Below are 23574 nucleotides of genomic sequence, written 5' to 3'. Positions count from 1 at the left end.
GATGTACTATCGAATCATGGAAACGCTCACGCATGCTGCCGTGCTGGCCCGCCTCGGCTATGCCTTGTCAGACCCCACCCGATCCACCGTGCTGCTGACCCTGGCACAGGGCGCCGCCTACCCGTCCGATTTGGCTGAGACCTTGGCAGTATCGCGGCAAAGCATGTCCAACCATCTCAGCTGCCTGCGCGGCTGCGGCCTGGTGGTGGCCGTACCCGCTGGTCGCAGGACCCGTTACGAGTTGGCCGACGCCAAGCTGGGCCACGCACTGACCGATCTGCTCGGCGTCGTGCTGGCTGTCGATCCCGACTGCTGCGCTCCCGACGGGCGGCTGCTGGCATGACGACGCATCTGCTGCTGCCCACCGAAGATCGCCGCGTGGTCCTGACCCGGCGGATCCGCTTCCTGGCTGCCGGCACCATCGCGTACAACCTGATCGAGGCAGTGGCTGCCCTGTGGGCAGGCGACATTGCTGATTCGTCGGCCTTGCTCGGCTTCGGACTCGATTCGCTGATCGAAGTTGCTTCGGCGGTGGCACTCTCCTGGCAGTTCGCCGCCAAGGATCCAGCCCGGCGCGAACGGCTGACGCTGCGGATCATTGCCGTCTCGTTCTTTGCGCTTGCCGTGATTGTCAGCGCAGACGCTGTGCGCTCGTTAGTCGGAGGCGAGCAGGCCCAACACTCTACGATCGGGATCGTCATTGCCGCCCTGAGCCTGGCCATCATGCCCGGCCTGTCATGGCTCCAACGCCGCGCAGGCAAGGAACTGGGCTCCCGGACCGCGGTGGCCGACTCCAAACAGACCCTGCTGTGCACGTACCTTTCCGCGGTGCTACTGGTTGGACTCCTCCTCAACAGCGCACTGGGGTGGTGGTGGGCAGATGCCGCGGCGGCCCTGGTCATCGCCGTCCTCGCGGTCCGCGAGGGCACCAACGCCTGGCGTGGCGACTCGTGCTGCACGCCTCTTTCGCCGGGAGTGGCCCCGCAGGAGTCTGGCTGCTGCGCCGGAGACTCAAAAGCTGGGTGCTGCTCGGACTGAGAAAAGCGAAAAGGCTCCGGCCCATCACGTCATCAGTGATGGGCCGGAGCCATTTCGTTGGCGGACTTACTTCACGTCGTCGTCCACCCAGTCCATGGACTTGGTGACGGCCTTCTTCCAGAGCCGCAGCTGGCGATCCTGCTCCGCCTGCTCCATGGCCGGCTCCCAGCGCTTATCCTCAGACCAGTTGGCCGAGAGCTCACCAAGGTCCTTCCAGAAGCCGACGGCGAGGCCCGCAGCGTAAGCAGCGCCCAGCGCCGTGGTCTCCACCACCTTGGGACGAATTACGGGAACGCCCAGGATGTCTGCCTGGAACTGCATGAGCGCGTCGTTGGCCACCATTCCGCCGTCGACCTTCAACTCGGTAAGCGGCACGCCGGAGTCCGCGTTGACGGCGTCCAACACCTCGCGGGTCTGGAATGCCGTGGACTCCAGGGCAGCACGGGCAATGTGGTTCTTGTTCACAAAGCGCGTCAGGCCCACGATCGCACCGCGGGCGTCGGAGCGCCAGTACGGCGCAAACAGGCCGGAGAAGGCTGGCACGATGTACACGCCACCGTTGTCCTTCACCGACGCAGCGAGCGTTTCTACCTCTGGCGCACTGCTGATCATGCCCAAGTTGTCCCGCAACCACTGGATCAGCGAGCCGGTGACCGCAATGGAGCCTTCCAGGGCATAGTGCGGGGCAGCATCGCCAAGCTTGTAGCCAACCGTGGTGAGCAGGCCGTTCTTCGAGTGCACGATTTCTTCGCCGGTGTTGAAGATCAGGAAGCAGCCGGTGCCGTAGGTGTTCTTGGCTTCGCCAGCCTGGAACGCTGCCTGGCCGAACGTTGCCGCCTGCTGGTCACCCAGGATGCCGGCAACGGGAGTTTCACGCAGCAGCTGAGAGGTGTGCACGTGGCCGTAGACCTCCGAGGAGGACCGGATTTCCGGCATCATGCTCAGCGGGACCCCGAAGATGCCAAGGATTTCCTCGTCCCATGACAGGGTCTCAAGATCCATGAACAGGGTGCGGGATGCATTGGTGACATCGGTGACGTGCACGCCGCCATCCACTCCGCCGGTCAGGTTCCACAGCACCCAGGCGTCGGTGTTGCCGAAGACCAGGTCGCCGGCTTCGGCTTTGGCGCGGGCACCCTCAACGTTGTCCAGGATCCACTTGATCTTGGTGCCGGAGAAGTAGGTGGCCAGGGGCAAGCCAACCTTCTGCTTGAACCGGTCCGCGCCGCCATCCTTGGCGAGCTCGTCCACGATGTCCTGGGTCCGGGTGTCCTGCCAGACAATCGCGTTGTAGACGGGTTCGCCGGTGTTCTTGTCCCACACCACCGCTGTTTCGCGCTGGTTGGTGATGCCGACGGCGGCAATATCGTGCCGCGTCAGGTTCGCTTTGGAGAGGGCGGAGGCAATCACCTCGCGGGTATTTGCCCAGATTTCCGTTGCGTTGTGCTCAACCCAGCCGGCCTGCGGGAAAATCTGCTCGTGTTCCATCTGGCCGGAAGAGACGATGCTGCCGCTGTGATCGAAGATGATGGCCCGGCTGCTGGTGGTGCCCTGATCAATGGCGATTACGTACTGGTTCATGATGACGTCCTTGTCTTGTGGTCCGAGGTTTGGTGCTGCTCAACGGCTGCTGGCAACCAACAATGTGCGGCGGCGCCGGGGCGCCATGAGGGAGCGGTCAGGCTGCTGCCACGAAGATGATGGGCAGGACCTTGGCGACGAGACCGGCCAGGACACCACCAATCAGTGGTCCAGCGACGGGCACCCAGGCGTAGCTCCAGTCGCTGGAGCCCTTGCCCTTGATGGGAAGCAGTGCGTGGGCAATACGCGGCCCGAGGTCACGGGCCGGGTTGATGGCGTAGCCCGTGGGCCCACCCAGGGAGACACCGACGCCGACAACCAGCAGGGCTACGGCCAGCGGGCCGAGGCCCGAGGGAGTTCCGCCGAAGGCGAGGATCACGAACACCAGGACGAACGTACCGATGATCTCGGTGGCCAGGTTCCAGGGGTTGGAGCGGATGGCGGGGCCGGTGGAGAAGACACCCAGCTTGCTGCCTGCTTCCGGCTCTGCGTCGAAGTGCTGCTTGTACGCCAACCAGCAGACCACCGCACCGAGGAAGGCACCCAGGAATTCGGCGCCCAGGTAGGTCAAGGTGGAGGCGAACGTGATGGGCACGTCCGGGGCGTAGGTGGCGGACCCGTTGGCCAGCAGGCCGAAGGTGACGGCCGGGTTCAGGTGGGCACCGGACTTGGCTGCCACGTAGACGCCGGCGAAAACTGCAATGCCCCAGCCCCAGGTGACCATCAGGAAACCAGCGTTGTTACCTTTTGTCCCCTTCAAGGCAACGTTGGCCACGACACCGCAACCCAACAGGGTCAGCATCGCTGTGCCGAACATTTCGGACAGGAACACAATTCCAAGAGACATCTTTGACTCCTTCTTTTTTCAGTTGTCGACTCCCCGTTGGTTGGGGAGCCGTTGAGCCGGGGCGGTGTGCCACCCCGGCAGCAGCGAGGCCTAGGCGACCAGGCTGTGAGTTTCTACCCGGTGGAAGCGCCAGAGGACTTCCCGGGCGTGCTTGACCTCTGCGGCACGCGTTGCCGCGTCCCACTTCAGCGGCCCTGCCAGGATCTCTGCCAGCTCTGCCAGCAACTCCCCCGTCACCAGGCCGCGGAAGGCCAGGGAGGTGCGGCGGATCAAAACATCCACCACATGGCCCACCTGTTCGTTGGCGGCCATGAACTCCAGTTCGCGGACGCTCAGTTCGTGGGTGGACTGCAGGGGCTTGTCCTGGCCGGCGTCGAGGTAGGCGATGACGTCTTCTGCCCGGGTACCGTACCGGGTCAGCAGCACGGCCGTCCGGTCAGCGTCGCGTCCTGGGGCCATGTGGGCTTTGATCCAGGCCTGGACCGCTGCGTCGTCTGCCGGGAAGTTGGCGCCGCCACCGATAGCCAACTGCGCGGTGGAGACTTTCCGCTGCAGTCCCAGTTCGGCCAGCACATCGTTGGTGAGGTGTTCGGCGAGGGCACGGAAGGTGGTCCATTTGCCGCCCACAAGGCTCAGCACGGGAGCGCCCTTGGCATTCTCGGCCGACGGGCTGCGGCGTTCGATCCGGTAGTCACGGGAGACGAAGCCAGGCTGGGTGGCATCGTGCTTCGGCAAGGGCCGGACCCCGGAGAAGGTGTAGACGATCTGGTCGGCCGAAACAGGAATGCTCGGAAAAACGTGGCCGATGAGTTCGAAGAAGTAGGCAATTTCCTCGTCAGTGCAGACGGCGTCTTGGCCCATGTCCGCATCAACGTCAGTAGTTCCCACCAGGACCCGGTCACCCATGGGGTAGATCAGGACGATCCTGCCATCGGTGTGTTCGAAGAAGATTTCGCGGCCGTTGCACGCAGCCAACAGTTCGGGGTGGTCCAGGACAATGTGGGAGCCCTTCGTTCCGCCCATGAACGTGGAAGCGGCACCCATGGCCGTGTTGGTCAGGTCCACCCAGGCGCCGGTGGTGTTGACGATGACATCGGCGGTGAAATCAAAGTCCTCGCCGGTCAGTTCATCCCGCAGCCGCACGGTGCTGCCGGTGCCCGTTCCGGCGTTGGGCTGGTTGGTCACCGCCTGCAGGGACACATAGTTGCTGGCGCGGGCGGTATCGCCCTGGCCGGCAGCGGCGCCTGTCTGGCCTGCCTTTTCGCCGTCCTGCAGGACGTCGAGGGTGAGCCGCTCGGGGTTGTGGACGGAGGCATCGAAGTAGGTGGCTGTGAACTTCACGTCCGGGCGCAGCTTCGGCAGTTCGGCGAGGGCGCGCTGGCCGGTGCGGAACTGGTGGCGCGGCACGCTGCCACCATCGCGGGAGAAGGAGTCGTAAAGGCTCAGGCCCAGTTTGATCAGGAACGCGCCTCGCTCCTGGGGCTTGCCTTGCTTGTGCGTGAGGAAGCGGACCGGCGCGGACAGGATGCCGGAGAAGGTACTGAAGATGGGGATGGTGGTCTGCAGCGGCTTCACGTAGTGCGGTGCGATGCGCAGCAGGCGGTTACGTTCGACGACGGACTCGCGGACCAGCCGGAACTCGCCGTTTTCGAGGTAGCGGATGCCGCCGTGGATCATGTGCGAGGACGCGCCGCTGGCGCCCTGGCAGTAGTCGCCGCGTTCCACCAGTGCCACGTCGACACCCTGGAGCGCCAAGTCCCGGAAGGTACCCACCCCGTTGATGCCGCCGCCAACCACCAGCACCTTTGCGTGCGGCCTGCGCCGCAGGCTCTGCACGGACGTTCGTTCAGCGCGCGGCCCCGTTGCAGCAGCTGATGGTGTGACGGGTGAATCCTTCGGTCCCAAAACGACTCCCTTAGGCTTGGTACGGTGCGGCTACCGCGTGGTGAGCCGCTGTTCACAACCATTCTTTGGAATAATGGAAAATGGAGTCAAGCACAATGCACAAACGTGCAGAATGGAGCAGCAGTGGCGCCGTCCCGGCATTCTGACGCCCTCAGGGCCGCACAGATGTATTACCTGCAGGATTTGACCATGGACGCGATTGCGCGCGAGCTCCGCACGTCACGATCCACGGTCTCACGGCTGCTCTCGGCCGCCCGGGATACGGGTCTGGTGCAGATCCAGATCCGCAATCCGATGGACACCGGACCGGAGCTCGAGGGCGCAATTCGCCGCCAATACAACGTTGACGTCCATGTTGTGCCTGTCCTGGACACGCTCAACGAGGCTGAGACCCTGGACCGGGTGGCCATGCAGGCCGCCCGCACCATCGGGCCGCTGGTGGACTCGAACGCCATCATCGGGGTGGCCTGGGGTTCCACCCTCAGCGCCGTGAGCAGGCACCTGACCAGGAAGATCACCCATGACAGCGTGATCGTGCAATTGAACGGCGCGGGCAATATGCACACTACGGGCATCACCTACGCCAGTGACATCATGCGCCGGTTTGGCAGTGCCTACGGTGCCCGGGTGGAGCAGTTCCCGGTGCCGGCGTTCTTCGACCATGCAGGCACCAAAACAGCCATGTGGAATGAACGGAGCGTGCAAAGGGTGTTGGAGTTGCAGGCCAAGATGAGCATTGCCATTTTTGGGGTGGGCTCGGTGGATGCCGATTACCCCAGCCACGTTTACGCAGGCGGCTACCTGGACGAATCCGACCTCGCCGTGCTTGCCACCTCCGACGTGGTGGGCGACGTGGCAACAGTGTTCTTCCGCGCCGACGGCTCCTCGCACGGCATCGTCCTCAACGAACGGTCCACTGGGCCCTCCCTCTTCCAACTGCGCCAGGTGCGCCGCCGGATCTGTGTGGTGTCAGGGGTCTCCAAGATCAACGGCCTGCGAGGAGCTCTGGCCGCGCGGCTGGCCACCGACCTGATCGTGGATGAAGCAACAGCCCGGCGGTTGGTGGCGTTCGACGGACTCACGGGCGCCAATGGGTAGAGTCGAAGCATGCCAACATTCCTGAGCTCCAGCCTGCCCCACCGCACCACGGCGGGAACGGTCCGGCTCACCGATTCAACGGTGGCGTACTGGTGCTACGAACCGGTGGACGCCACTGCCGAGACCAGGACCATCCTGGTCATCCACGGTTTCCGCGGCGACCATCACGGCCTCCTCCGGGTTGCCGATCTCCTGCCGGAGATGCGGGTGATCATGCCGGATCTCCCGGGTTTTGGCGCGTCCACCGCATTTGGCAGCGGCGGGCACTCGGTAGCCCACTATGGCGAGTTCATTGCCGAATTCATGGCAGCCCTTGACCTTGGTCCCGACACGGTGTTGCTGGGCCACTCATTTGGTTCCATCGTTGCCGCCCATTTCGTGGCCACCCACCCGGCGGCGGTGTCGCCACTGATCCTGATCAACCCCATCGCGGCGCCGGCCCTGGAGGGACCCAAGGGGATCATGACCAAACTGGCCGTGCTCTACTACCGATTGGCGGCCAAGCTCCCCCGCCGCCTGGGCCTGGGCCTGCTCCGGAACTCGCTGATTGTCCGAGTCATGAGCGAGACCATGGCCAAGACAAAAAACCCTGAGCTTCGGACGTACATCCACGGCCAGCACCATTCCTACTTCAGTGCCTTCGCAGACCGCGACAGCCTGCTGGAATCCTTCACCGCCTCGGTGAGCGGCAACGTCACAGAGGTGGCTCACCAGCTGAACCTTCCGGTTTTGTTGATCGCGGGCGAAAAAGACGAGATTGCCGCCCTCCCGGACCAGCACCGCCTCGTGGCGCGCCTCCCGGACGGGCACCTGGACGTGATCCCCGACGTCGGGCATCTGATCCACTACGAAACGCCAGAACCCGCAGCACGATTCATCCGCAGCTTCCTGAAGGACCACCCCGCGTGAAGATAGTCATCGATGCCCGATTCACCCGCACCGACCACCACGACGGAATCAGCCGATACGGTGCCAGCCTGATTGCCGCCACGGCCAAGGTTGCCGACGTCGAAATGCTGATTTCCGATCGCCGCCAGCTGGCGCTGTTGCCGGACGTGCCGTACACCCTCATCAACAGCCCGCTCTCGCCGTTGGAGCTGTTTGTGGCCCGCCGGGTCAATGGGCTGGGCGCCGACGTGGTGGTCTGCCCCATGCAGACCATGGGCACATGGTGGCGTAACTACGGCCTGGTCCTCACCCTGCACGACCTCATCTACTACGAGCACCCGGCGCCGCCCGGCTTCCTGCCGGCACCCGTCCGGCTCCTGTGGCGGCTCTACCACAAGGCGTTCTGGCCGCAGCGGGTCTTGCTGAACCGGGCCGATACGGTGGCGACCATCAGCAGCACCACCGAGGCGCTGATGGCCAAGTACCGCCTCACCAAGCGCCCGGTCCGGATCATCAGCAACGCCCCGCAGCCCGATCAGGTCCCCCGCGACGCCACCACTGGCGCCGACCGCAGCATCGTCTACATGGGCTCCTTCATGCCCTACAAAAACGTTGAGACCATGGTGGCGGGGATGGCCACCCTGCCTGGTTTCACGCTGCACCTGCTGAGCAGGATCACGCCACAGCGCAAAGCCGAGCTGGAGATCCTGGCTCCGCCGGGTGCAGACATCGTGTTCCACAACGGTGTCAGCGATGAGGAGTATGACGCCCTCCTTCGCCGGGCGACAGCCCTGGTGAGCCTCTCCCGCGCCGAAGGCTACGGCCTTCCCCTGGTGGAGGCCATGGCGGTGGGCACCCCCGTCATCGCCAGTGACATCCCCATCTTCCGTGAGGTGGGTGGCGACACTGCCGCCTACGTGGACCCGGCGTCCGCCTCAGATTTTGCTGCGGCGGTGCTCGCGCTGGCTGATGGGGAACACTGGCAGGACGTCTCGCGCCGGTCTGTGGCCCGAGCCGGCATGTTCAGTTGGGATGAATCTGCCCGGCAACTGCTGGTGGTGGCCGAAGAGATCGTGGCCCGCAGGAAACGCGGGCAGCGCTAGAGGACGTCCACGCCGTCGAGCCGCAGCTGCACCGGCTCCACGGTGCGTTTGGCGGCGGCCGCTGCCCTGTTGGCGCGCAGGATCCGCACCACGGGGGCAGCCTGCGCGTACGGAAAAAACAGGAGGGTCCGGACGTCTTCCTCGGCCCGGCGGGCGGTCGGTTGCCCGGTGAGGAGCACGGGCGCCGGACCTGCCGTCCGCAAGGTGATTCCGGCTGACGCAAGGTTGGCGGTCACGGCACCGATGTAATGGTCGACGGCGGCGCGCGGCCCCGTGACGGACGCGATCCGCACCGATGGTGGGAGTTCCAGCTCCGCCCGCAATGCCAGTTCCCGGGCGGCATAGCCAGCCGGGTCCCACCGGAGGAGCGCGCCCACTGCGGTGGTATCCCCTGCGGTGATCACCACCAGGCCGCCGTCGGCAGCTGGCCGCACCAGTGCCGCGGCGTTGAACCAGCGTCGGACTGTATCTTCACCGGCGCGGAGGGACTCGCGGCGAAGCAGCGCATCGCCGTCGAGCAGCAGGGCCGCCGCGTAACCGCCCGCTGCCACCGGTTCTGCACCCACGGTCGCCACCACCAAGGCCTGGGCGTCGCCTACCGTTGCCTTCACGTGGTCTCCGGCAGAGGTCACCACCGGCTTTCCCGGGAAGGCGCGCCCCAACTCCTCGGCGGTGCGCAGCACTCCAGTGGCACCCTTGCGCAGCCGGGGACCGCCGCAATGGCTGCAACGCCAGTCCGGCGCTGGGGTTGAACACCAGCGGCACTGCGGCATCGGAGAGTCGGCGCCGGCCAAGGCCAACGGCCCCTGGCAGGTCTGGCAGCGGGCAGGTTCCCGGCAGGTCTCGCAGGCCAGGGACGGCGCATACCCGGCCCGGGCCACCTGCACCAGGACGGGCCCGCGCTCCAGGCCCTCCTTCGCGGCCCGCCAAGCCGCGCCGGGCAGGCGGGCGATGGCAGCCAACCGATCCCGCTCCTGTTCGAAGCTGTCGGCGGTGTTCAGGACCCGGGGCACTGTCCGCCGAAGCACCGTCCGGGGTGAGTCCACCGGCTGCGCCCAGCCGGCGGCCACCAGTCGCTGGACCTCGGTGCTGCGGGAGTGCCCGGCCAGCAGGCAGGCAGTTCCCTCCTGCTCGGCCCGCAAGAGCAGGACTTCGCGAGCGTGGGCATAGGGCGCACGCTGCTCGATGTGAAGGTCATCGCCGTCGTCCCAGCACGCAACCAAGCCGAGATTGTGGACCGGCGCGTACGCGGCCGACCGTGTGCCGATGGCCACCGTGGCGGTGCCGGCAAGGAGTCGCAGGAAATTCCGGTATCGAGGGGTGGGGCCGTCTTCCGCGGTCAGTCGGGCAACAACGTGGCTCGGCAGCAGGGCAGCAACGGCGGACTCGAGCCGATCGAGGTCGCGGTTATCCGGGACAATGACGATCGCTCCCCTGCCAGCCAGATGGTTGGCAGCAACAGCTTCGGCCAGCAGCTGCGGCCAGCCGGACGGACCGAATCCCTGCAGCGGGTTCAGGGCAGCCCGCGGCGAGCCGCCAGCACTCAGGTGTCGCAGAAAGGCAGGACCATTGTGGTAATCAGCCCAAGCAGAAGGCTGAGGGGTCAGCGGTTCGGCGCCAGTCTGCACCTCCGCGGGTGGCTCGTCCGTCCCCGCGCCGATGCCAGCCAGGTAGTCCCGTTCCAGCTTGGCTACCCGGGGTGGAATGGCCACCCGGAGCACATCGCTGATGGTGCCTGCATAGCGAGCCGCAACGGCGGTGACCAGGTCCCTGACGGCCGGGGTGAGGGCTGGCACCGGGGACACCACTTTTGCCAGCGGGACCAAGGTGTGGCCGGCGTCGGACTCTGCAACGCGTTCCAGGAGCCAACCGCTGAGGTCTTGGCCGTTGAAGCTGATCTTGACGCGCACCCCCGGCTGGGCGTCCTGGTCCAGGGCGGCGGGGACGGCGTAGTCGAAGGGCCGGTCCAGGTGTGGCAGCGAGGACTCCACGAGGATTCGCGCCACCGGCAAGCGCTCGGCGAGGACGACGCCCTTGGGGATCCGGGTGTCCGGAAATCCTTGCAGCAAGGAGGGCTGGGCTGGCTGGTCAGTGCTCATTCAGCTCCCTCCGCTCGATCCTTGGTGGTTCCCAGCAAAACACAAGGCACCGACATTGCTGCCGGTGCCCTGTTCGTCATGGATCCGTTCCTGCCTGATCCGCTGACGTGTTTCCTAGGCGTTGAAGAACGCTTTCAGCTGGTCAACGCGGTCAAGTCGCTCCCAGGTGAAGTCGGGATCGTCCCGGCCGAAGTGGCCGTGCGCGGCGGTTTTGGCGTAGATGGGTCGTTTCAGGTCCAGGGCGTCGATGATGGCGCGGGGGCGCAGGTCAAAAATTTCCACGATGGCTGCGCTGATCTGGGCCGGATCAACCGTTTCCGTGCCGAAAGTTTCAACATAGGTACCCACAGGCCGTGCTTGGCCAATGGCGTAGGCAATCTGGATTTCGGCCCGTTTGGCCAATCCTGCAGCAACCACGTTCTTGGCGACCCAGCGCATGGCGTAGGCGGCGGAACGGTCAACCTTTGACGGATCCTTGCCGGAGAAAGCGCCGCCGCCGTGCCGGGCCATCCCGCCGTAAGTGTCAACGATGATCTTCCGGCCGGTGAGGCCGGCGTCACCCACCGGACCGCCAATGACGAATTCACCGGCCGGGTTCAGGATGTTTGCTGCACGGGAGATGTCCAGGTCGGCTGCGGCGAGGACCGGCTCGATCACCATCGACGCCAAATCGGCGCGCAACTGGGCAAGGCTGGTACCTTCAGCATGCTGGCTGGAAATGACCACCGTTTCCACGGAGACGGGGACGTCGCCGTCGTACCCGATGGTCACCTGGGTCTTGCCGTCCGGGCGCAGGTACGCGAGTTCGCCGGACTTGCGGACCTTGGTGAGCCGTTCGGAGAGCCGATGCGCCAACCAGATGGGCGTGGGCATGAAGGACGGGGTTTCGTCGCTCGCGTAACCAAACATCAGGCCCTGGTCACCAGCGCCCTGCAAGTCGTAGTCGTCCTCGTGGCGGCCTTCGCGGGCTTCCAGGGAGTTGAAAACGCCGCCGGCGATGTCGTTGGACTGCTGGCCGATCGAGACGGACACTCCGCACCGGGCGCCGTCGAACCCGTTGGCCGAGGAGTCGTAGCCGATGCCCAAGATGGTCTCGCGGACAATCTGCGGGATTTCCACGTAGGCGTCGGTGGTGACCTCGCCGGCCACGTGCACCAGCCCGGTGGTGGCCATGGTCTCCACCGCCACCCGCGATTCCGGGTCCTTGGCGAGCAGTGCGTCCAGGATCGAGTCGCTGATCTGGTCACAGATCTTATCCGGGTGGCCTTCCGTCACGGACTCTGAGGTGAAGAGCCGGAGGGCGGCGGGCGTGGCCCGGGAGGACTGGGGAAGGTGCAGCGGTAAAGTCACTCAACTACCTTACTGGTTGGATTCAGTGCGCCCCGCGGGACATGTCCCCGTGCTAAGCGGGTGTGGCGTGGAACACGTCAGCGGCGTGGTGCTTCGTTGGTCAGTTCACAGCCGATGCGGCTGATCAGGGCGGCCGCGACGTCCTTCTTGGTGCCAGCGGTCTCCTGTGGTTCGGAGCCATCACGGGCGAGGATGACCACAGCGTTGGTTTCCTGGCCGAACACCTTGTCGGTTCCCACCTGGTTCAGCACCAACAGGTCGCACCCCTTGCGCCGCAGCTTCGCTTCCGCGTAGGCCAGGATGTCGCCCTGCCCATCCCCCGTTTCGGCCGCGAAGCCCACGATGAGCTGGTCGTGACGGGCCGATCCTTCCGGGCTGGCATCGCGGAGTTGCACGAGTTCCTGCAGGATGTCTGGGTTACGGACCAGGGAGATGGTGGGGTCGGCGGTGTCGTCGCGCTTCTTGATCTTGGTCCCGGAAACCTCAGCGGGCCTGAAGTCCGCCACGGCAGCCGCCATGATGATGACACCAGAATCCGCTGCTGCGGCGAGTGCGGCAGCGCGAAGCTCCAGCGCAGTTTCCACCGGGACCACCTCGACGCCAGCGGGCGGCGGGACGTCCATGTGGGCAGCCAGCAACCGCACGGTGGCGCCGGCTTCCTTGGCAGCGATGGCCAAGGCCACGCCTTGCTTGCCGGAGGAGCGGTTGCCCAGGAAGCGGACCGGGTCCAGCGGTTCCCGGGTACCTCCGGCGCTGATGGTGACGGTGCGCCCGGCGAGTGGCAGGTCGGTGGGCTGTGGCGGTTCGATGGGCTGTGGCAGGTCGGTGGGCTGCAGCAACGCCAGGGCCGCGGCAAAGATGGCGTCTGGCTCGGGCAGGCGGCCGGGCCCGGAATCGGCGCCCGTAAGGCGTCCGACGGCGGGGTCCAGCACCGTGACACCACGACTTCGCAGGGTGGCCACGTTAGCCTGGGTCGCCGCGTGCTGCCACATTTCGGTATGCATGGCCGGGGCGTAGAGGACCGGCCCGGAGGCCATCAGCAAGGTGTTGGTGAGAAGGTCGCCAGCCTGGCCGGCAGCGGCCTTGGCCAGAAGATCGGCGGTGGCCGGTGCCACGACGATCAAATCCGCCTCATGGCCCAGGCGCACGTGGTTGACCTGATGGACGCCGTCGAAAACGCTGTTGCTGACCGGGTTGCCGGAGAGCGCCTCCCAGGTGGCCGTTCCCACGAAACGGGTGGAGGCCTCCGTGGGAATGACCGTCACGTTGTGTCCGGCTTCAGTAAAAAGTCGGAGGAGGGATGCCACCTTGTAGGCGGCGATCCCTCCCCCGACTCCGAGGACTATGCGCACGTACGCTCCGTCAACTAGTACTCAGCTTCGCGCGGAAATTACTCGGCAGCTTCGATGGGGGTCGAAACGAGCTTGCCTTCGTTGATTTCGCGCAAGGCGATCGAAAGCGACTTCTCGTTCAGCTTGGTGTCGACCAGCGGGCCAACGTACTCGAAGAGGCCCTCGTGCAGCTGGGCGTAGTAGGCGTTGATCTGGCGAGCACGCTTGGCACCGAAGATCACCAGGCCGTACTTGGAATCGGCTGCCTCAAGCAGCGAATCGATCGGCGGGTTGATGATGCCTTCAAGGTTCGTAGACACGAATTCTCCAAATTACTAGCGGGCTGAAAGATTCCTGCGATCAGTGTGGATGCGGAGTCAGACCCATGAGTGAAACAAGCTCGTCCGCTGCCCGGCGGACGTCATCATTGATGACGGTATGGTCAAACTCCGGTTCAGCAGCAAGCTCTACTTTACCGGTTTCTAGCCGGCGCTGCTGTTCTTCGGCCGATTCGGTGCCGCGACCCACCAGTCGGCGGACCAGTTCATCCCAGCTGGGCGGTGCCAGGAAGATGAAATTGGCCTCCGGAAGTGCTGCCTTAACCTGCCGCGCGCCCTGCAGGTCAATCTCCAACAGGACAGACTTGCCCTCGGCGATGGCCTGGTTCACGGTGCTCTTCAGGGTGCCGTACGTGTTCTGGCCATGGACTACTGCCCATTCCAGGAACTCGCCTTCCCCGATGAGGCGTTCGAACTCTTCCCGGGACTTGAAGAAGTAGTGGGTGCCGTCCACTTCGCCGGGCCGGGGCGCCCTGGTGGTGGCAGAGACGGACAACCAGACTTCCGGGTAGTTGTCTCGAATGTAGGTGGACACGGTGCCTTTGCCAACAGCCGTCGGACCAGCGAGGACTGTCAGTCCAGGGTTCTTGCTCACGTATTCCTTTTGCCAGGGGTGGGGGCGGCGCTGCTGGCCGCTAACTCTCGTCTATAAAATTTACCAGCGCCTGGCGCTGATGGACGCCGAGCCCCCGCACCCGGCGCGACGCAGCGATGTTCAATTGGTCCATAATGGCTGCTGCCCGGACCTTGCCGATACCCGGCAAGGCCTCCAGCAGTTCGGCCACCCGCATCCTGGCGAGGGCGTCATCCTCCCCTGCGGCGGCGATGATGTCCGCGGCGGACCGCTTGCCGTTCTTCAAGCTTTCCTTGGCGGCAGCCCGGGTGACCCTGGCGGCTGCCGCCTTGGTGAGTGCATCGGCGCGTTCCGTCGCGGACAGCGGTCGTAGGACCATGTAAGGACACCCCCGGATTCGGCAGAAATTGTCGACGGCGGCCGCCGTTGAACCTGTCCTGAAACTACCCCCTGGTGGGGCGCTAAGCAATGGATTCGGCTAATCGACGTCCTGTTACCCGCGCAGCCCCGCCAAGGTCCTGGTGGCAGCAGCGTGAAGCTGGGCCGGATCCGGCCCGGCGGCAAGGATATCCCGGCTCGAAGTGCCAAGGACCTGCGGATACGCTGAACCGAAGGTGGCCCGCAGGTCCGCGGGAGTCGCGCCCTGCGCACCCAGTCCGGGAGCCAGGATGGGACCGCGAACGGCCGCCAGGTCCAGGTCCAGGGTCCTCAGTGCCGATCCAACGGTGGCGCCCACCACGAGGCCCACCGACCCCATCCCGGGCGCGTACCGTACGTTCTCGGCGGCCGCCGCCGTCACGATGCGACGGGCCACGGAGTCAGCCCCACCCACGTGCTGCACCGATGCGCCTTCCGGGTTGGAGGTCAACGCCAGGACGAACACGCCACGGCCCGTTGCTGCTGCCAGGTCCAGCGCCGGCCGGAGCGACTCGAAGCCAAGGTACGGGCTGAGGGTCACTGCGTCAGCCGCCAAGGGCGAGCCCTCACGGAGCCAGGCATCGGCATAGGCGGCCATGGTGGAGCCAATATCGCCGCGTTTGGCGTCGGCAATGGTCAGCACGCCAGCCTCGCGGGACGCCGCCACGAGCTCCTCCAGAACAGCCATCCCGGCGGAACCGTGCCGTTCGTAGAGGGCCACCTGCGGCTTGATCGCGGCAGCGAGGGACCCCACCGCGTCAAGGACGGTGCGGGAAAACACCCGCAACCCCTCGGCGTCGTCGTTCAATCCCCACGCAGCCAGCAGGCTTGGGTGCGGATCGATCCCGACGCACAGCGGGCCCCGGCTGGCCATGGCGGCGGCCAGCCGGGAACCGAACGGCTCCCGGCCGGCGCTATCCTGCTCAGGCATTGTTGCGGGCCGCTTCCTGCGATTTGGCCAGTGCCGCAGCGTGCTCCTGCAGGCTGTTCACCGACCATTCGTAGGTGCGCATCGCCTCGATGGCCTGCACGGCGGCGTTGAACTCGGCCACCGTGGTGATGCAGGGGATGCCGATCGAGGTTGCTGCTGCGCGGATTTCGTAGCCGTCACTGCGGGCTTCGCCACCGGAGGGGGTGTTGAAGACCATGTCGATCTGGCCGGCAATGACCAGGTCCGCGATGGTGCCCTCGCCGTCCGCGCCGCTGCCCTCGGCTACCTTGCGGACGTTGGTTGCGGAGATCCCGTTCCGACGGAGCACATCGGCGGTGCCGCCGGTGGAGACGATTTCGAAGCCGAGGTCCGAGAGTCGCTTGACGCCCATGATGACGGACCGCTTGTCCCGGTTGGCCACCGAGACGAAAACTTTGCCCTCGGTGGGCAACGCGTTGTTGGCCGCGGCCTGGCTCTTGGCGAAGGCGGTGTCGAAGTGCTTGTCGATGCCCATGACCTCGCCGGTGGAGCGCATTTCGGGGCCGAGGAGGGAGTCGACGACCTTGCCTTCAGGGGTGCGGAAGCGGCTGAACGGCAGCACGGCTTCCTTGACCGAGACAGGTGCGTCCAAGGGCAGGGTGGAGCCGTCGCCGGTTTCCGGAAGCATCTTGTAGGCGCTCCGGAGCTGACTGATGGTGACGCCGGTGCCGATCAGGGCAGCCGCTTTGGCCATCTGCACGCCGGTGGCCTTGGAGACGAACGGCACGGTACGGGAGGCCCGCGGGTTTGCTTCCAACACGTAAAGCACGTCGGAGGCCAGCGCAAACTGGATGTTGATGAGGCCGCGGACACCCACGCCCTCGGCGATGGCCCGGGTTGCGGTCCGGACCCGCTCAATCACGTTGCCGGCCAGGGTGATGGGCGGCAGGACGCAGGCGGAGTCACCGGAGTGGATGCCGGCTTCCTCGATGTGCTCCATGATACCGCCCAGGTACATGTCCTCACCGTCGAAGAGGGCGTCCACGTCGATTTCGACGGCGTCCTCCAGGAACCGGTCAATCAGCACCGGGTGGTCGGGGGTGATTTCCGTGGCGTTGGCGATGTAGCGGGACAGGTTGGGCTCGTCGTAGACGATTTCCATGCCGCGGCCACCCAGCACGTAGGACGGCCGGACGAGGACGGGGTAGCCGATTTCGTCGGCAATCTTCTTGGCGTCCTCGAAGGAGACGGCAGTGCCGTTCTTCGGTGCCACCAGGCCAGCCTTCTCCAGCACCCGGGAGAACATGCCGCGGTGTTCGGCCAGGTCGATCGCCTCGGGCGAGGTACCCAGGATGGGCACGCCGGCGTCGGCCAACTGCTGTGCCAACTTCAGCGGGGTCTGCCCGCCGAGCTGCACGAAGACGCCCATGACGCCACCGGTGCGCTCCTCGGCGGCAATGACTTCCAGCACGTCCTCAAGGGTCAGCGGTTCGAAGTACAACCGCGTGGAGACGTCGTAGTCGGTGGAGACGGTTTCCGGGTTGCAGTTGACCATGACGGTCTCGTAGCCGGCCTTGCGCAGTGCCATGGAGGCGTGCACGCAGGAGTAGTCGAACTCGATGCCCTGGCCGATCCGGTTAGGGCCGGAGCCCAGGATCAAGATGGACGGCTTCGCGTGCAGCGCCACCTCGTCTTCCTGGTCGTAGGAGGAGTAGTGGTACGGGGTGTACGCGGCAAACTCGGCGGCGCAGGTGTCCACCGTCTTGTAGACCGGGCGGATGCCCAGGGCCTGCCGGACGCCACGGACCACTGCCTCCGAGTTGTGCGTGAGGGCACCGATCTGCTCATCGGAGAAGCCGTGCCGCTTGGCGCGCGCCAGCATGTCCTGGGTCAGTGCCGGCGCCTTACGGATTTCGTGGGAGATCTCGTTGAGGAGCTGCAGCTGGTCGAGGTACCACGGGTCGATCTTGGTGGCTTCAAACAGTTGTTCCACGGTGGCGCCGCCCAGGAGGGCACGCTGGACCTGGTGCAGGCGGTCGGTGGTGGGCCGCTTGGCCTTCTCGATCAGTTCCGCAACCTGGTATTCGGGGACGGAGCTGAAGTCCAGCTGCGAGCCCTTCTGCTCCAGGGAGCGCAGCGCCTTCTGCAGGGCCTCGGTGAAGTTCCGGCCCATGGCCATCGCCTCGCCCACCGACTTCATGGTAGTGGTCAGCGTGTTGTCAGCGGCGGGGAACTTCTCGAACGCGAACCGGGGCACCTTGACTACAACGTAGTCGAGGGTGGGCTCAAAGGACGCGGGGGTCTTCTGCGTGATGTCGTTGGGGATCTCGTCCAGGGTGTAGCCCAGCGAAAGCTTGGTGGCGATCTTGGCGATCGCAAAACCCGTGGCCTTGGACGCCAGCGCCGAGGACCGGGACACGCGCGGGTTCATTTCAATCACGACGACGCGTCCCGTGTCGGGTTCCACGGCGAACTGGATGTTGCAGCCACCGGTGTCGACGCCCACTTCGCGGATGACCGCAATGGAGATGTCGCGGAGGCGCTGGTATTCGCGGTCCGTCAGGGTCAATGCTGGCGCCACCGTGATGGAGTCGCCGGTGTGCACGCCTACCGGATCGAAGTTTTCGATGGAGCAGACCACAACGACGTTGTCGTTCTTGTCCCGCATCATCTCAAGTTCGTACTCTTTCCAGCCCAGGATGCTTTCCTCGAGCAGGACTTCGGTGGTGGGGCTGTACTGCAGGCCCTGGCCCACAATGCGGCGCAGGTCATTCTCGTCATACGCCAGGCCGGAGCCCAGGCCGCCCATGGTGAAGGAGGGGCGGACCACCATGGGGTAGCCGAGGTCCTCAGCAGCGGCGATGGCCTCGTCAATGGTGTGGATGATGTGGCTGCGGGCAGACTCGGCGCCGCACCGCTCCACCACGCCCTTGAACTTCTCCCGGTCCTCACCCAACTCGATCGCCGCGATGTTGGCACCGATCAGCTCCACGTTGTACTTCGCCAGCACGCCGTTCTTGTCCAGGGCAATTGCGGTGTTGAGGGCTGTCTGGCCGCCGAGGGTAGGCAGGATCGCGTCCGGGCGTTCCTTCGCGATGATCTTCTCCACCACCTCGGGGGTGATGGGCTCGATGTAGGTGGCATCGGCGAACTCGGGGTCCGTCATGATGGTGGCCGGGTTCGAGTTCACCAGGATGACCCGGAGGCCTTCTTCCTTGAGGACGCGCAGCGCCTGGGTACCCGAGTAGTCGAATTCCGCGGCCTGGCCGATCACGATGGGGCCGGAGCCGATGACCAGGACGCTCTTGAGGTCAGTTCTCTTTGGCATTACTTCGTGTCCTCAGTGTTGATGTTCTTGGTGTTCGCTGTCTTCGTCTCCGCCATCAGGTCGATGAAACGGTCGAAGAGGTAGGCGGCGTCGTGCGGGCCCGAGGCCGCTTCGGGGTGGTATTGCACCGAGAAGGCGGGAATGTCGAGGCAGGCGAGGCCCTCGACGACGTCGTCGTTGAGGCTGATGTGGCTGACCTCGACGCGGCCGTAGCGCTCCTCGGGGGCCTGGGTGGCGCCGTCGAGCGGAGCGTCAACGGCGAAGCCGTGGTTTTGCGAGGTGATCTCCACCTTGCCGGTGCGGCGGTCCAGGACGGGCTGGTTGATGCCCCGGTGGCCGTAGCGCAGCTTGTAGGTGCCAAAGCCGAGCGCACGGCCCAGGATCTGGTTGCCGAAGCAGATGCCGAAGTAGGGCAGCTTCTCGTCCAGGACCGAACGGAGCAGGCTGACCTGCGCATCTGCGGTGGCTGGGTCGCCAGGACCGTTGGACATGAAGAAACCATCGGGGTTCACCGCTTTGACGTCCGCCAGGGTGGCCGTGGCCGGCAGGACGTGCACCCGCACGCCACGTTCGGCGAACCGGATGGGCGTCATGGCCTTGATGCCGAGGTCGATCGCGGCGATGCTGAAGCGGGGCTCGCCGTCCCAACCGTGATCGGCCGGGTCCACCACATAGGCGTCCTTGACGCTGACTTCCTCGGCCAGCCGGGCGCCCTCCATGGGCGAGCTGGCGAGGACTGCTGCCACCAGGTCGGCGTCAGTGCGCTCCGCTGCGGCTCCGGAGAAGATCCCGGCGCGCATGGTCTTGTGCTCGCGCAGGTGCCGAGTGATAGCTCGGGTGTCCACGCCCTGGATGCCCACGATGCCCTGGTCCACGAGCTCCTCATCGAGGGAGCGCTCCGAGCGCCAGTTGGACGGCCGGCGGGCGGCGTCGCGGACAATGTAGCCGGCTACCCAGATGCGCCGGGACTCGGCATCCTCGCTGTTCACGCCGGTGTTGCCGATGTGTGGTGCCGTCTGCACCACCAGCTGGCGGGCGTAGGACGGGTCTGTGATGGTTTCCTGGTAACCGGTCATCCCGGTGGCGAAGACGGCCTCGCCCAGCGCCGTGCCGGTGGCTCCGTAGCTGGTGCCGCGGAAGATGCGGCCATCTTCGAGGACGAGAACTGCCTGGCTGGTTGCTGTCACTGTATTCGCTTTCACTGCTGGGTCTGTGGTTGAGCGGAGGGAGGTCATGGGGTCCTACTTTCCGCTGGTGGTGTCGGCTGCTGCGATCAAGTCCTGCAGCGCCAGGTGGAGCGTGTCCTTGTCGGCTGCGTGCCGGGTGCGGAACCCGGTGTCGAGCTCCCGGGTGCCGAGCATCCAGGACAGGACCAGCAAGCCGTCTTTCTCGACGAATTTACCCGCCATTCCACTGTCCTGCCGGACGCCCACCAGCGCAGCGGCCGGGATGTACAGGTCCGGCGCGCCGTCGCGGGCGAACAGGACACCGTGGGGGTAGAGGCTCAGGGTGGCGTTGGTCCTGATCCCCAGGCCCTGCACCGCAATCCGGTCCAGCCAATCGCCGCCGGTGGTGGTGGCGACGTACTGGCCCTCCGCTGCGGCGAGGGGCTCCCCCGGTTCCGTGGGCACCGGGGGGAGGGTTTCGACGTCGGCCTGGCGGCGCAGGCGGTTCCGCCAGCCCAGCCAGATCAAGGCGAACACAACGACGATGATCGCCAACATCAGCAGGCCCGGGAGAATGCGGTCCATCAGTGGGCCACCGCCGGCACGCCGGGGTTGGGCGTATTCAGCTCCCCGTTGAGGACGGTGGGGTGGCCGTGGAAGAACGTTGCCACCACCTTGCCGGGCAGCTCGAGGCCCTTGAAGGGTGAATTCCGGCCCATGGTGGCCATGGCTGACGGGTCCACTGTCCAGCGCGCGGCGGGGTCCACCAGCACGACGTTGGCGGGTTCGCCCACTGCCAGTGGCCGGCCCTGGTCTGCCACGCGGCCAATCTGCGCCGGCACCGTGGAGGTCACCCTGGCGAAGTCAGCCCACGTCATCAGGCCGGTCTCGATCATGGTTTCCTGCACCACCGACAGTGCGGTTTCCAGGCCGGTCATGCCCATGGCAGCCTGTGCCCATTCGCATTCCTTGTGCTCGCTGGGGTGCGGGGCGTGGTCGGTGCCGATCACATCGATGGTGCCGTCGGCGAGGCCGGCGCGGAGGGCGTGGACGTCGGCGTTGGTGCGCAGCGGCGGGTTCACCTTGAAGACGGGGTCGTAGCTGCGGACCAGTTCGTCGGTGAGCAGCAGGTGGTGGGGGGTGACTTCTGCCGTGACGTTGATGCCGCGTTCCTTGGCCCAGCGGATGATCTCCACCGAGCCGGAGGTAGAAACGTGGCAGACGTGCAACCGGGAACCCACGTGCTGGGCCAGGAGGACGTCGCGGGCAATGATGCTTTCCTCTGCCACAGCAGGCCAGCCGGCCAGGCCGAGCACCGCGGAAACCTCGCCCTCGTTCATTTGTGCGCCCTCGGTGAGGCGGGGCTCCTGCGCGTGCTGGGCCACCACGCCGTCGAACGCCTTGACGTATTCCAACGCCCGGCGCATCAGCACCGGGTCGGACACGCAATTGCCGTCGTCGGAGAAGACCCGGACGCGGGCCCGGGAATCGGCCATGGCGCCCAACTCGGCGAGCTGCTTGCCGGCAATGCCCACGGTGACGGCGCCCACGGGCCGGACATCAACCCAGCCGGCAGCTTTGCCGAGGCTGTGGACCTGCTCCACCACGCCGGCTGTGTCAGCGACCGGGTTGCTGTTGGCCATGGCGTGCACTGCCGTGTAGCCGCCCTTGGCTGCGGCGCGGGTGCCGGTTTCGACCGTCTCCGCGTCTTCGCGGCCCGGTTCGCGGAGGTGGGTGTGGATGTCCACCATGCCGGGAAGGGCCACCAGGCCGGCGGCGTCAATGACCGCGGCGTCATCGGCGTCGAGGTTCTCCCCCAGCGCTGCAATGATGCCGTCTCGGATGAGCAGGTCGGTTGCTTCACCGCCGAGGACGGCTGCGCCTCGGATCAAGTACGTTTCGGTGGTGCCTGCCATCAGATGCTCTCCTTGGTGGAAGGGGCGGCGGCAACGCCTGCGCCCGGGGTGGCGGCTGGTTCCCGGGTGTCCCCGGAGAGCAGCAGGTAGAGGGCGGCCATCCGCACGGACACGCCGTTGCGGACCTGGGCCAAGACGGTGGAGCGCGGTGAATCTGCGGCCGCGGCGCTGATTTCCAGGCCCCTGTTCATGGGGCCGGGGTGCATGATGATGGTGTCCTTCATGCCGAGGGTGTCCAACGAACGGAGCCGGCTGTCATCGAAGCCCCAACGCCGGGAGTATTCGCGGGTGCTGGGGAAGAACGAATCGTTCATCCGCTCGCCCTGCACCCGGAGCATCATGACGGCGTCCACGCCGGTTGCGATGGTCTCGTCGAGGTCGTAGCTGACCTTGCAGGGCCACTGCTCGACGCCGATGGGCAGCAGGGTGGGCGGCGCCACGAGGGTGACGTCCGCGCCCAATGTGCGGAGCAACCACACGTTGGAACGCGCCACCCGGGAGTGCAGGACATCGCCAGCAATCGCGACGCGCATGCCGGTGAGGTCGGCACCCTGCGATTCGATGCCGGCCAGCTGGGTCCAGTGCCGGCGCATGGTGAAGGCGTCCAGCAGGGCCTGCGTGGGGTGTTCGTGGGTGCCGTCACCGGCGTTGATGACTGCGGCGTCGATCCAGTCCGTCGAGGCCAGCCGGTGCGGCGCTCCTGAGGCCCAGTGCCGGATGACGACGGCGTCCGCTCCCATGGCGGACAGCGTCTGGGCGGTGTCCTTGAGGGATTCGCCCTTGGAGACTGAGGAGCCCTTGGCCGCGAAGTTGATCACGTCTGCCGATAGCCGCTTAGCGGCGGCCTCGAAGGAGATTCGGGTGCGGGTGGAGTCTTCGAAGAAGAGGTTGACCACCGTGCGGCCGCGTAGTGCGGGGAGTTTCTTGACCTCACGCTCCCCCACGGCTGCCATTTCTTCGGCGGTGTCGAGGATCGAAATGGCGTCACCGAGGCTGAGGTCCTGGGTGGAGAGTAGGTGTTTCATGCGCCGGCCTCGATCACTACTTCGTTGACCGGGCCGCCGTCGGGCGTGGAATCCGTCTCTTCGAGCCGCACCCGGACCTTTTCGGCGGAGGACGTGGGCAGGTTCTTGCCAACATGGTCTGCGCGGATGGGCAGTTCCCGGTGGCCCCTGTCAATCAGCACGGCGAGCCGGACAATGCGCGGCCGGCCGAGGTCGACAAGAGCGTCCAGGGCGGCCCTGATGGTGCGGCCAGAGTAGAGGACGTCATCGATGAGGACCACCACCTTGTTGTCGATCCCGGTGCGGGGCAGCTTGGTGGGGAACGGTGGCCGCGTGCCTTGCCGGGACAAATCGTCGCGGAACATGGTGACGTCCAACTGGCCAACAATGGTGGCTGCGTCAACGGTGGGATCGGCGTCGGCGATTTTGGCCGCAAGCCGGAGGGCCAGCGGGTAGCCGCGGCGCGGGATGCCGAGCAGGACCAGGTCCTGGGAGCCCTTGTTGGCTTCAAGGATCTCGTGGGCAATACGGGTGAGTGCCCGGTCAATGTCTGCCGAACTGAGGACAACCCTGGCAGGAACCGGTGCGCTGGTGACGGAAGTCAAGTCTTCGTCTCCCCTTTCCCCGCCTCTCTGGACGGAATTAAAAAAGGATGATGTGCAGTTCAAAATTACCATAGGG

21 protein-coding genes are annotated in these 23574 nt (G+C 65.8%); 5 read left to right on the top strand and 16 right to left on the bottom strand.

Going from position 1 to position 23574, the window contains the following annotated elements:
* Positions 1–16 precede the first annotated feature (16 nt).
* On the top strand, positions 17–343 hold the full coding sequence (locus PSET11_RS13320; RefSeq protein ID WP_124092807.1) for an ArsR/SmtB family transcription factor: 327 nt from the start codon (positions 17–19) through the stop codon (positions 341–343).
* Positions 340–1038, top strand: a complete 699-nt coding sequence (locus tag PSET11_RS13315; protein ID WP_124092806.1) for a cation efflux transmembrane domain-containing protein — start codon at positions 340–342, stop codon at positions 1036–1038. Before PSET11_RS13320 ends, PSET11_RS13315 begins: the two co-directional genes overlap by 4 nt.
* Before the next feature lie 66 nt (positions 1039–1104).
* Here PSET11_RS13315 and glpK read toward each other — a convergent pair whose 3' ends face one another.
* From glpK to PSET11_RS13300, 3 genes are all read right to left on the bottom strand, one after another.
* A complete protein-coding gene (glpK, locus tag PSET11_RS13310; RefSeq protein WP_124092805.1) occupies positions 1105–2619 on the bottom strand; it encodes a glycerol kinase GlpK in 1515 nt (504 codons plus the stop codon).
* Between the two features lie 97 nt (positions 2620–2716).
* Positions 2717–3466: an MIP/aquaporin family protein gene (locus PSET11_RS13305; protein WP_124092804.1), complete on the bottom strand. Its 750-nt coding sequence runs from the start codon at positions 3464–3466 to the stop codon at positions 2717–2719.
* 90 nt (positions 3467–3556) lie between these two features.
* Positions 3557–5371, bottom strand: a complete 1815-nt coding sequence (locus PSET11_RS13300) for a glycerol-3-phosphate dehydrogenase/oxidase (protein WP_124092803.1) — start codon at positions 5369–5371, stop codon at positions 3557–3559.
* Positions 5372–5494: 123 nt separating this feature from the next.
* Between PSET11_RS13300 and PSET11_RS13295 the strand changes: the two genes are divergently transcribed.
* From PSET11_RS13295 to PSET11_RS13285, 3 genes are read left to right on the top strand one after another with little or no spacing between them, the layout of a single operon-like run.
* Positions 5495–6469, top strand: a complete 975-nt coding sequence (locus tag PSET11_RS13295; RefSeq protein ID WP_124093024.1) for a sugar-binding transcriptional regulator — start codon at positions 5495–5497, stop codon at positions 6467–6469.
* 9 nt (positions 6470–6478) lie between these two features.
* Positions 6479–7378, top strand: coding sequence for an alpha/beta fold hydrolase (locus tag PSET11_RS13290; RefSeq protein WP_124092802.1), 900 nt, complete (start codon positions 6479–6481; stop codon positions 7376–7378).
* Positions 7375–8460: a glycosyltransferase family 4 protein gene (locus PSET11_RS13285; RefSeq protein WP_124092801.1), complete on the top strand. Its 1086-nt coding sequence runs from the start codon at positions 7375–7377 to the stop codon at positions 8458–8460. Before PSET11_RS13290 ends, PSET11_RS13285 begins: the two co-directional genes overlap by 4 nt.
* On the opposite strand, the gene PSET11_RS13280 is transcribed toward PSET11_RS13285, so the two are convergent.
* The 13 genes from PSET11_RS13280 to pyrR all read right to left on the bottom strand — a co-directional run bounded on the left by PSET11_RS13280 (position 8457) and on the right by pyrR (position 23498).
* Positions 8457–10559 carry a primosomal protein N' gene (locus PSET11_RS13280; RefSeq protein ID WP_124092800.1) on the bottom strand — a complete coding sequence of 701 codons (2103 nt, stop codon included), beginning with the start codon at positions 10557–10559 and terminating at the stop codon, positions 8457–8459. The two genes, PSET11_RS13285 and PSET11_RS13280, sit on opposite strands and share 4 nt — an antisense overlap.
* Before the next feature lie 114 nt (positions 10560–10673).
* A complete protein-coding gene (gene metK, locus PSET11_RS13275; protein ID WP_124092799.1) occupies positions 10674–11909 on the bottom strand; it encodes a methionine adenosyltransferase in 1236 nt (411 codons plus the stop codon).
* 77 nt (positions 11910–11986) lie between these two features.
* Positions 11987–13261: a bifunctional phosphopantothenoylcysteine decarboxylase/phosphopantothenate--cysteine ligase CoaBC gene (gene coaBC, locus PSET11_RS13270; protein WP_124092798.1), complete on the bottom strand. Its 1275-nt coding sequence runs from the start codon at positions 13259–13261 to the stop codon at positions 11987–11989.
* A gap of 38 nt (positions 13262–13299) precedes the next feature.
* Positions 13300–13560, bottom strand: a complete 261-nt coding sequence (gene rpoZ / locus PSET11_RS13265) for a DNA-directed RNA polymerase subunit omega (RefSeq protein ID WP_003800778.1) — start codon at positions 13558–13560, stop codon at positions 13300–13302.
* A 40-nt stretch (positions 13561–13600) separates the two neighbouring features.
* The gene (gene gmk, locus PSET11_RS13260; RefSeq protein ID WP_124092797.1) at positions 13601–14173 is read right to left on the bottom strand and encodes a guanylate kinase; all 573 of its coding nucleotides are present in this window, start codon (positions 14171–14173) and stop codon (positions 13601–13603) included.
* Positions 14174–14213: 40 nt separating this feature from the next.
* Entirely contained in the window at positions 14214–14531 is a 318-nt protein-coding gene (mihF, locus tag PSET11_RS13255) for an integration host factor, actinobacterial type (protein ID WP_124092796.1), read from the bottom strand.
* Positions 14532–14645: 114 nt separating this feature from the next.
* The gene (gene pyrF / locus PSET11_RS13250; RefSeq protein ID WP_124092795.1) at positions 14646–15500 is read right to left on the bottom strand and encodes an orotidine-5'-phosphate decarboxylase; all 855 of its coding nucleotides are present in this window, start codon (positions 15498–15500) and stop codon (positions 14646–14648) included.
* On the bottom strand, positions 15493–18807 hold the full coding sequence (gene carB, locus PSET11_RS13245; RefSeq protein WP_124092794.1) for a carbamoyl-phosphate synthase large subunit: 3315 nt from the start codon (positions 18805–18807) through the stop codon (positions 15493–15495). The genes pyrF and carB overlap by 8 nt, the downstream gene beginning before the upstream one ends.
* The gene (gene carA, locus PSET11_RS13240) at positions 18807–20042 is read right to left on the bottom strand and encodes a glutamine-hydrolyzing carbamoyl-phosphate synthase small subunit (RefSeq protein ID WP_238989154.1); all 1236 of its coding nucleotides are present in this window, start codon (positions 20040–20042) and stop codon (positions 18807–18809) included. Before carA ends, carB begins: the two co-directional genes overlap by 1 nt.
* A gap of 6 nt (positions 20043–20048) precedes the next feature.
* Positions 20049–20558, bottom strand: a complete 510-nt coding sequence (locus tag PSET11_RS13235; protein WP_124092792.1) for a PH-like domain-containing protein — start codon at positions 20556–20558, stop codon at positions 20049–20051.
* A complete protein-coding gene (locus PSET11_RS13230; protein WP_124092791.1) occupies positions 20558–21889 on the bottom strand; it encodes a dihydroorotase in 1332 nt (443 codons plus the stop codon). The genes PSET11_RS13235 and PSET11_RS13230 overlap by 1 nt, the downstream gene beginning before the upstream one ends.
* Positions 21889–22914: an aspartate carbamoyltransferase catalytic subunit gene (locus PSET11_RS13225; RefSeq protein ID WP_124092790.1), complete on the bottom strand. Its 1026-nt coding sequence runs from the start codon at positions 22912–22914 to the stop codon at positions 21889–21891. Before PSET11_RS13225 ends, PSET11_RS13230 begins: the two co-directional genes overlap by 1 nt.
* Positions 22911–23498 (bottom strand): bifunctional pyr operon transcriptional regulator/uracil phosphoribosyltransferase PyrR, encoded by a 588-nt coding sequence (gene pyrR / locus PSET11_RS13220; protein ID WP_124092789.1) that lies wholly within the window; start codon positions 23496–23498, stop codon positions 22911–22913. The genes PSET11_RS13225 and pyrR overlap by 4 nt, the downstream gene beginning before the upstream one ends.
* Between the last annotated feature and the right edge of the window lie 76 nt (positions 23499–23574).

It is taken from the genome of Arthrobacter ulcerisalmonis (genome assembly GCF_900609065.1).
Lineage (GTDB): Bacteria > Actinomycetota > Actinomycetes > Actinomycetales > Micrococcaceae > Arthrobacter > Arthrobacter ulcerisalmonis.
The sequence above is the reverse complement of the archived record's forward strand: the minus strand, read 5'-3'. Positions and strand labels throughout refer to the sequence as shown.

What these genes read in the sequence shown, in the direction of transcription:
- PSET11_RS13315 (WP_124092806.1), top strand. Translation starts at nt 340, where the DNA reads ATGACGACGCATCTGCTGCTGCCCACCGAAGATCGCCGCGTGGTCCTG.
- PSET11_RS13225 (WP_124092790.1), bottom strand. Translation starts at nt 22,914, where the DNA reads ATGAAACACCTACTCTCCACCCAGGACCTCAGCCTCGGTGACGCCATT.
- mihF (WP_124092796.1), bottom strand. Translation starts at nt 14,531, where the DNA reads ATGGTCCTACGACCGCTGTCCGCGACGGAACGCGCCGATGCACTCACC.
- glpK (WP_124092805.1), bottom strand. Translation starts at nt 2,619, where the DNA reads ATGAACCAGTACGTAATCGCCATTGATCAGGGCACCACCAGCAGCCGG.
- carA (WP_238989154.1), bottom strand. Translation starts at nt 20,042, where the DNA reads ATGACCTCCCTCCGCTCAACCACAGACCCAGCAGTGAAAGCGAATACA.
- PSET11_RS13320 (WP_124092807.1), top strand. Translation starts at nt 17, where the DNA reads ATGGAAACGCTCACGCATGCTGCCGTGCTGGCCCGCCTCGGCTATGCC.
- PSET11_RS13290 (WP_124092802.1), top strand. Translation starts at nt 6,479, where the DNA reads ATGCCAACATTCCTGAGCTCCAGCCTGCCCCACCGCACCACGGCGGGA.
- pyrF (WP_124092795.1), bottom strand. Translation starts at nt 15,500, where the DNA reads ATGCCTGAGCAGGATAGCGCCGGCCGGGAGCCGTTCGGTTCCCGGCTG.
- PSET11_RS13235 (WP_124092792.1), bottom strand. Translation starts at nt 20,558, where the DNA reads ATGGACCGCATTCTCCCGGGCCTGCTGATGTTGGCGATCATCGTCGTT.
- PSET11_RS13280 (WP_124092800.1), bottom strand. Translation starts at nt 10,559, where the DNA reads ATGAGCACTGACCAGCCAGCCCAGCCCTCCTTGCTGCAAGGATTTCCG.
- PSET11_RS13305 (WP_124092804.1), bottom strand. Translation starts at nt 3,466, where the DNA reads ATGTCTCTTGGAATTGTGTTCCTGTCCGAAATGTTCGGCACAGCGATG.
- carB (WP_124092794.1), bottom strand. Translation starts at nt 18,807, where the DNA reads ATGCCAAAGAGAACTGACCTCAAGAGCGTCCTGGTCATCGGCTCCGGC.
- PSET11_RS13230 (WP_124092791.1), bottom strand. Translation starts at nt 21,889, where the DNA reads ATGGCAGGCACCACCGAAACGTACTTGATCCGAGGCGCAGCCGTCCTC.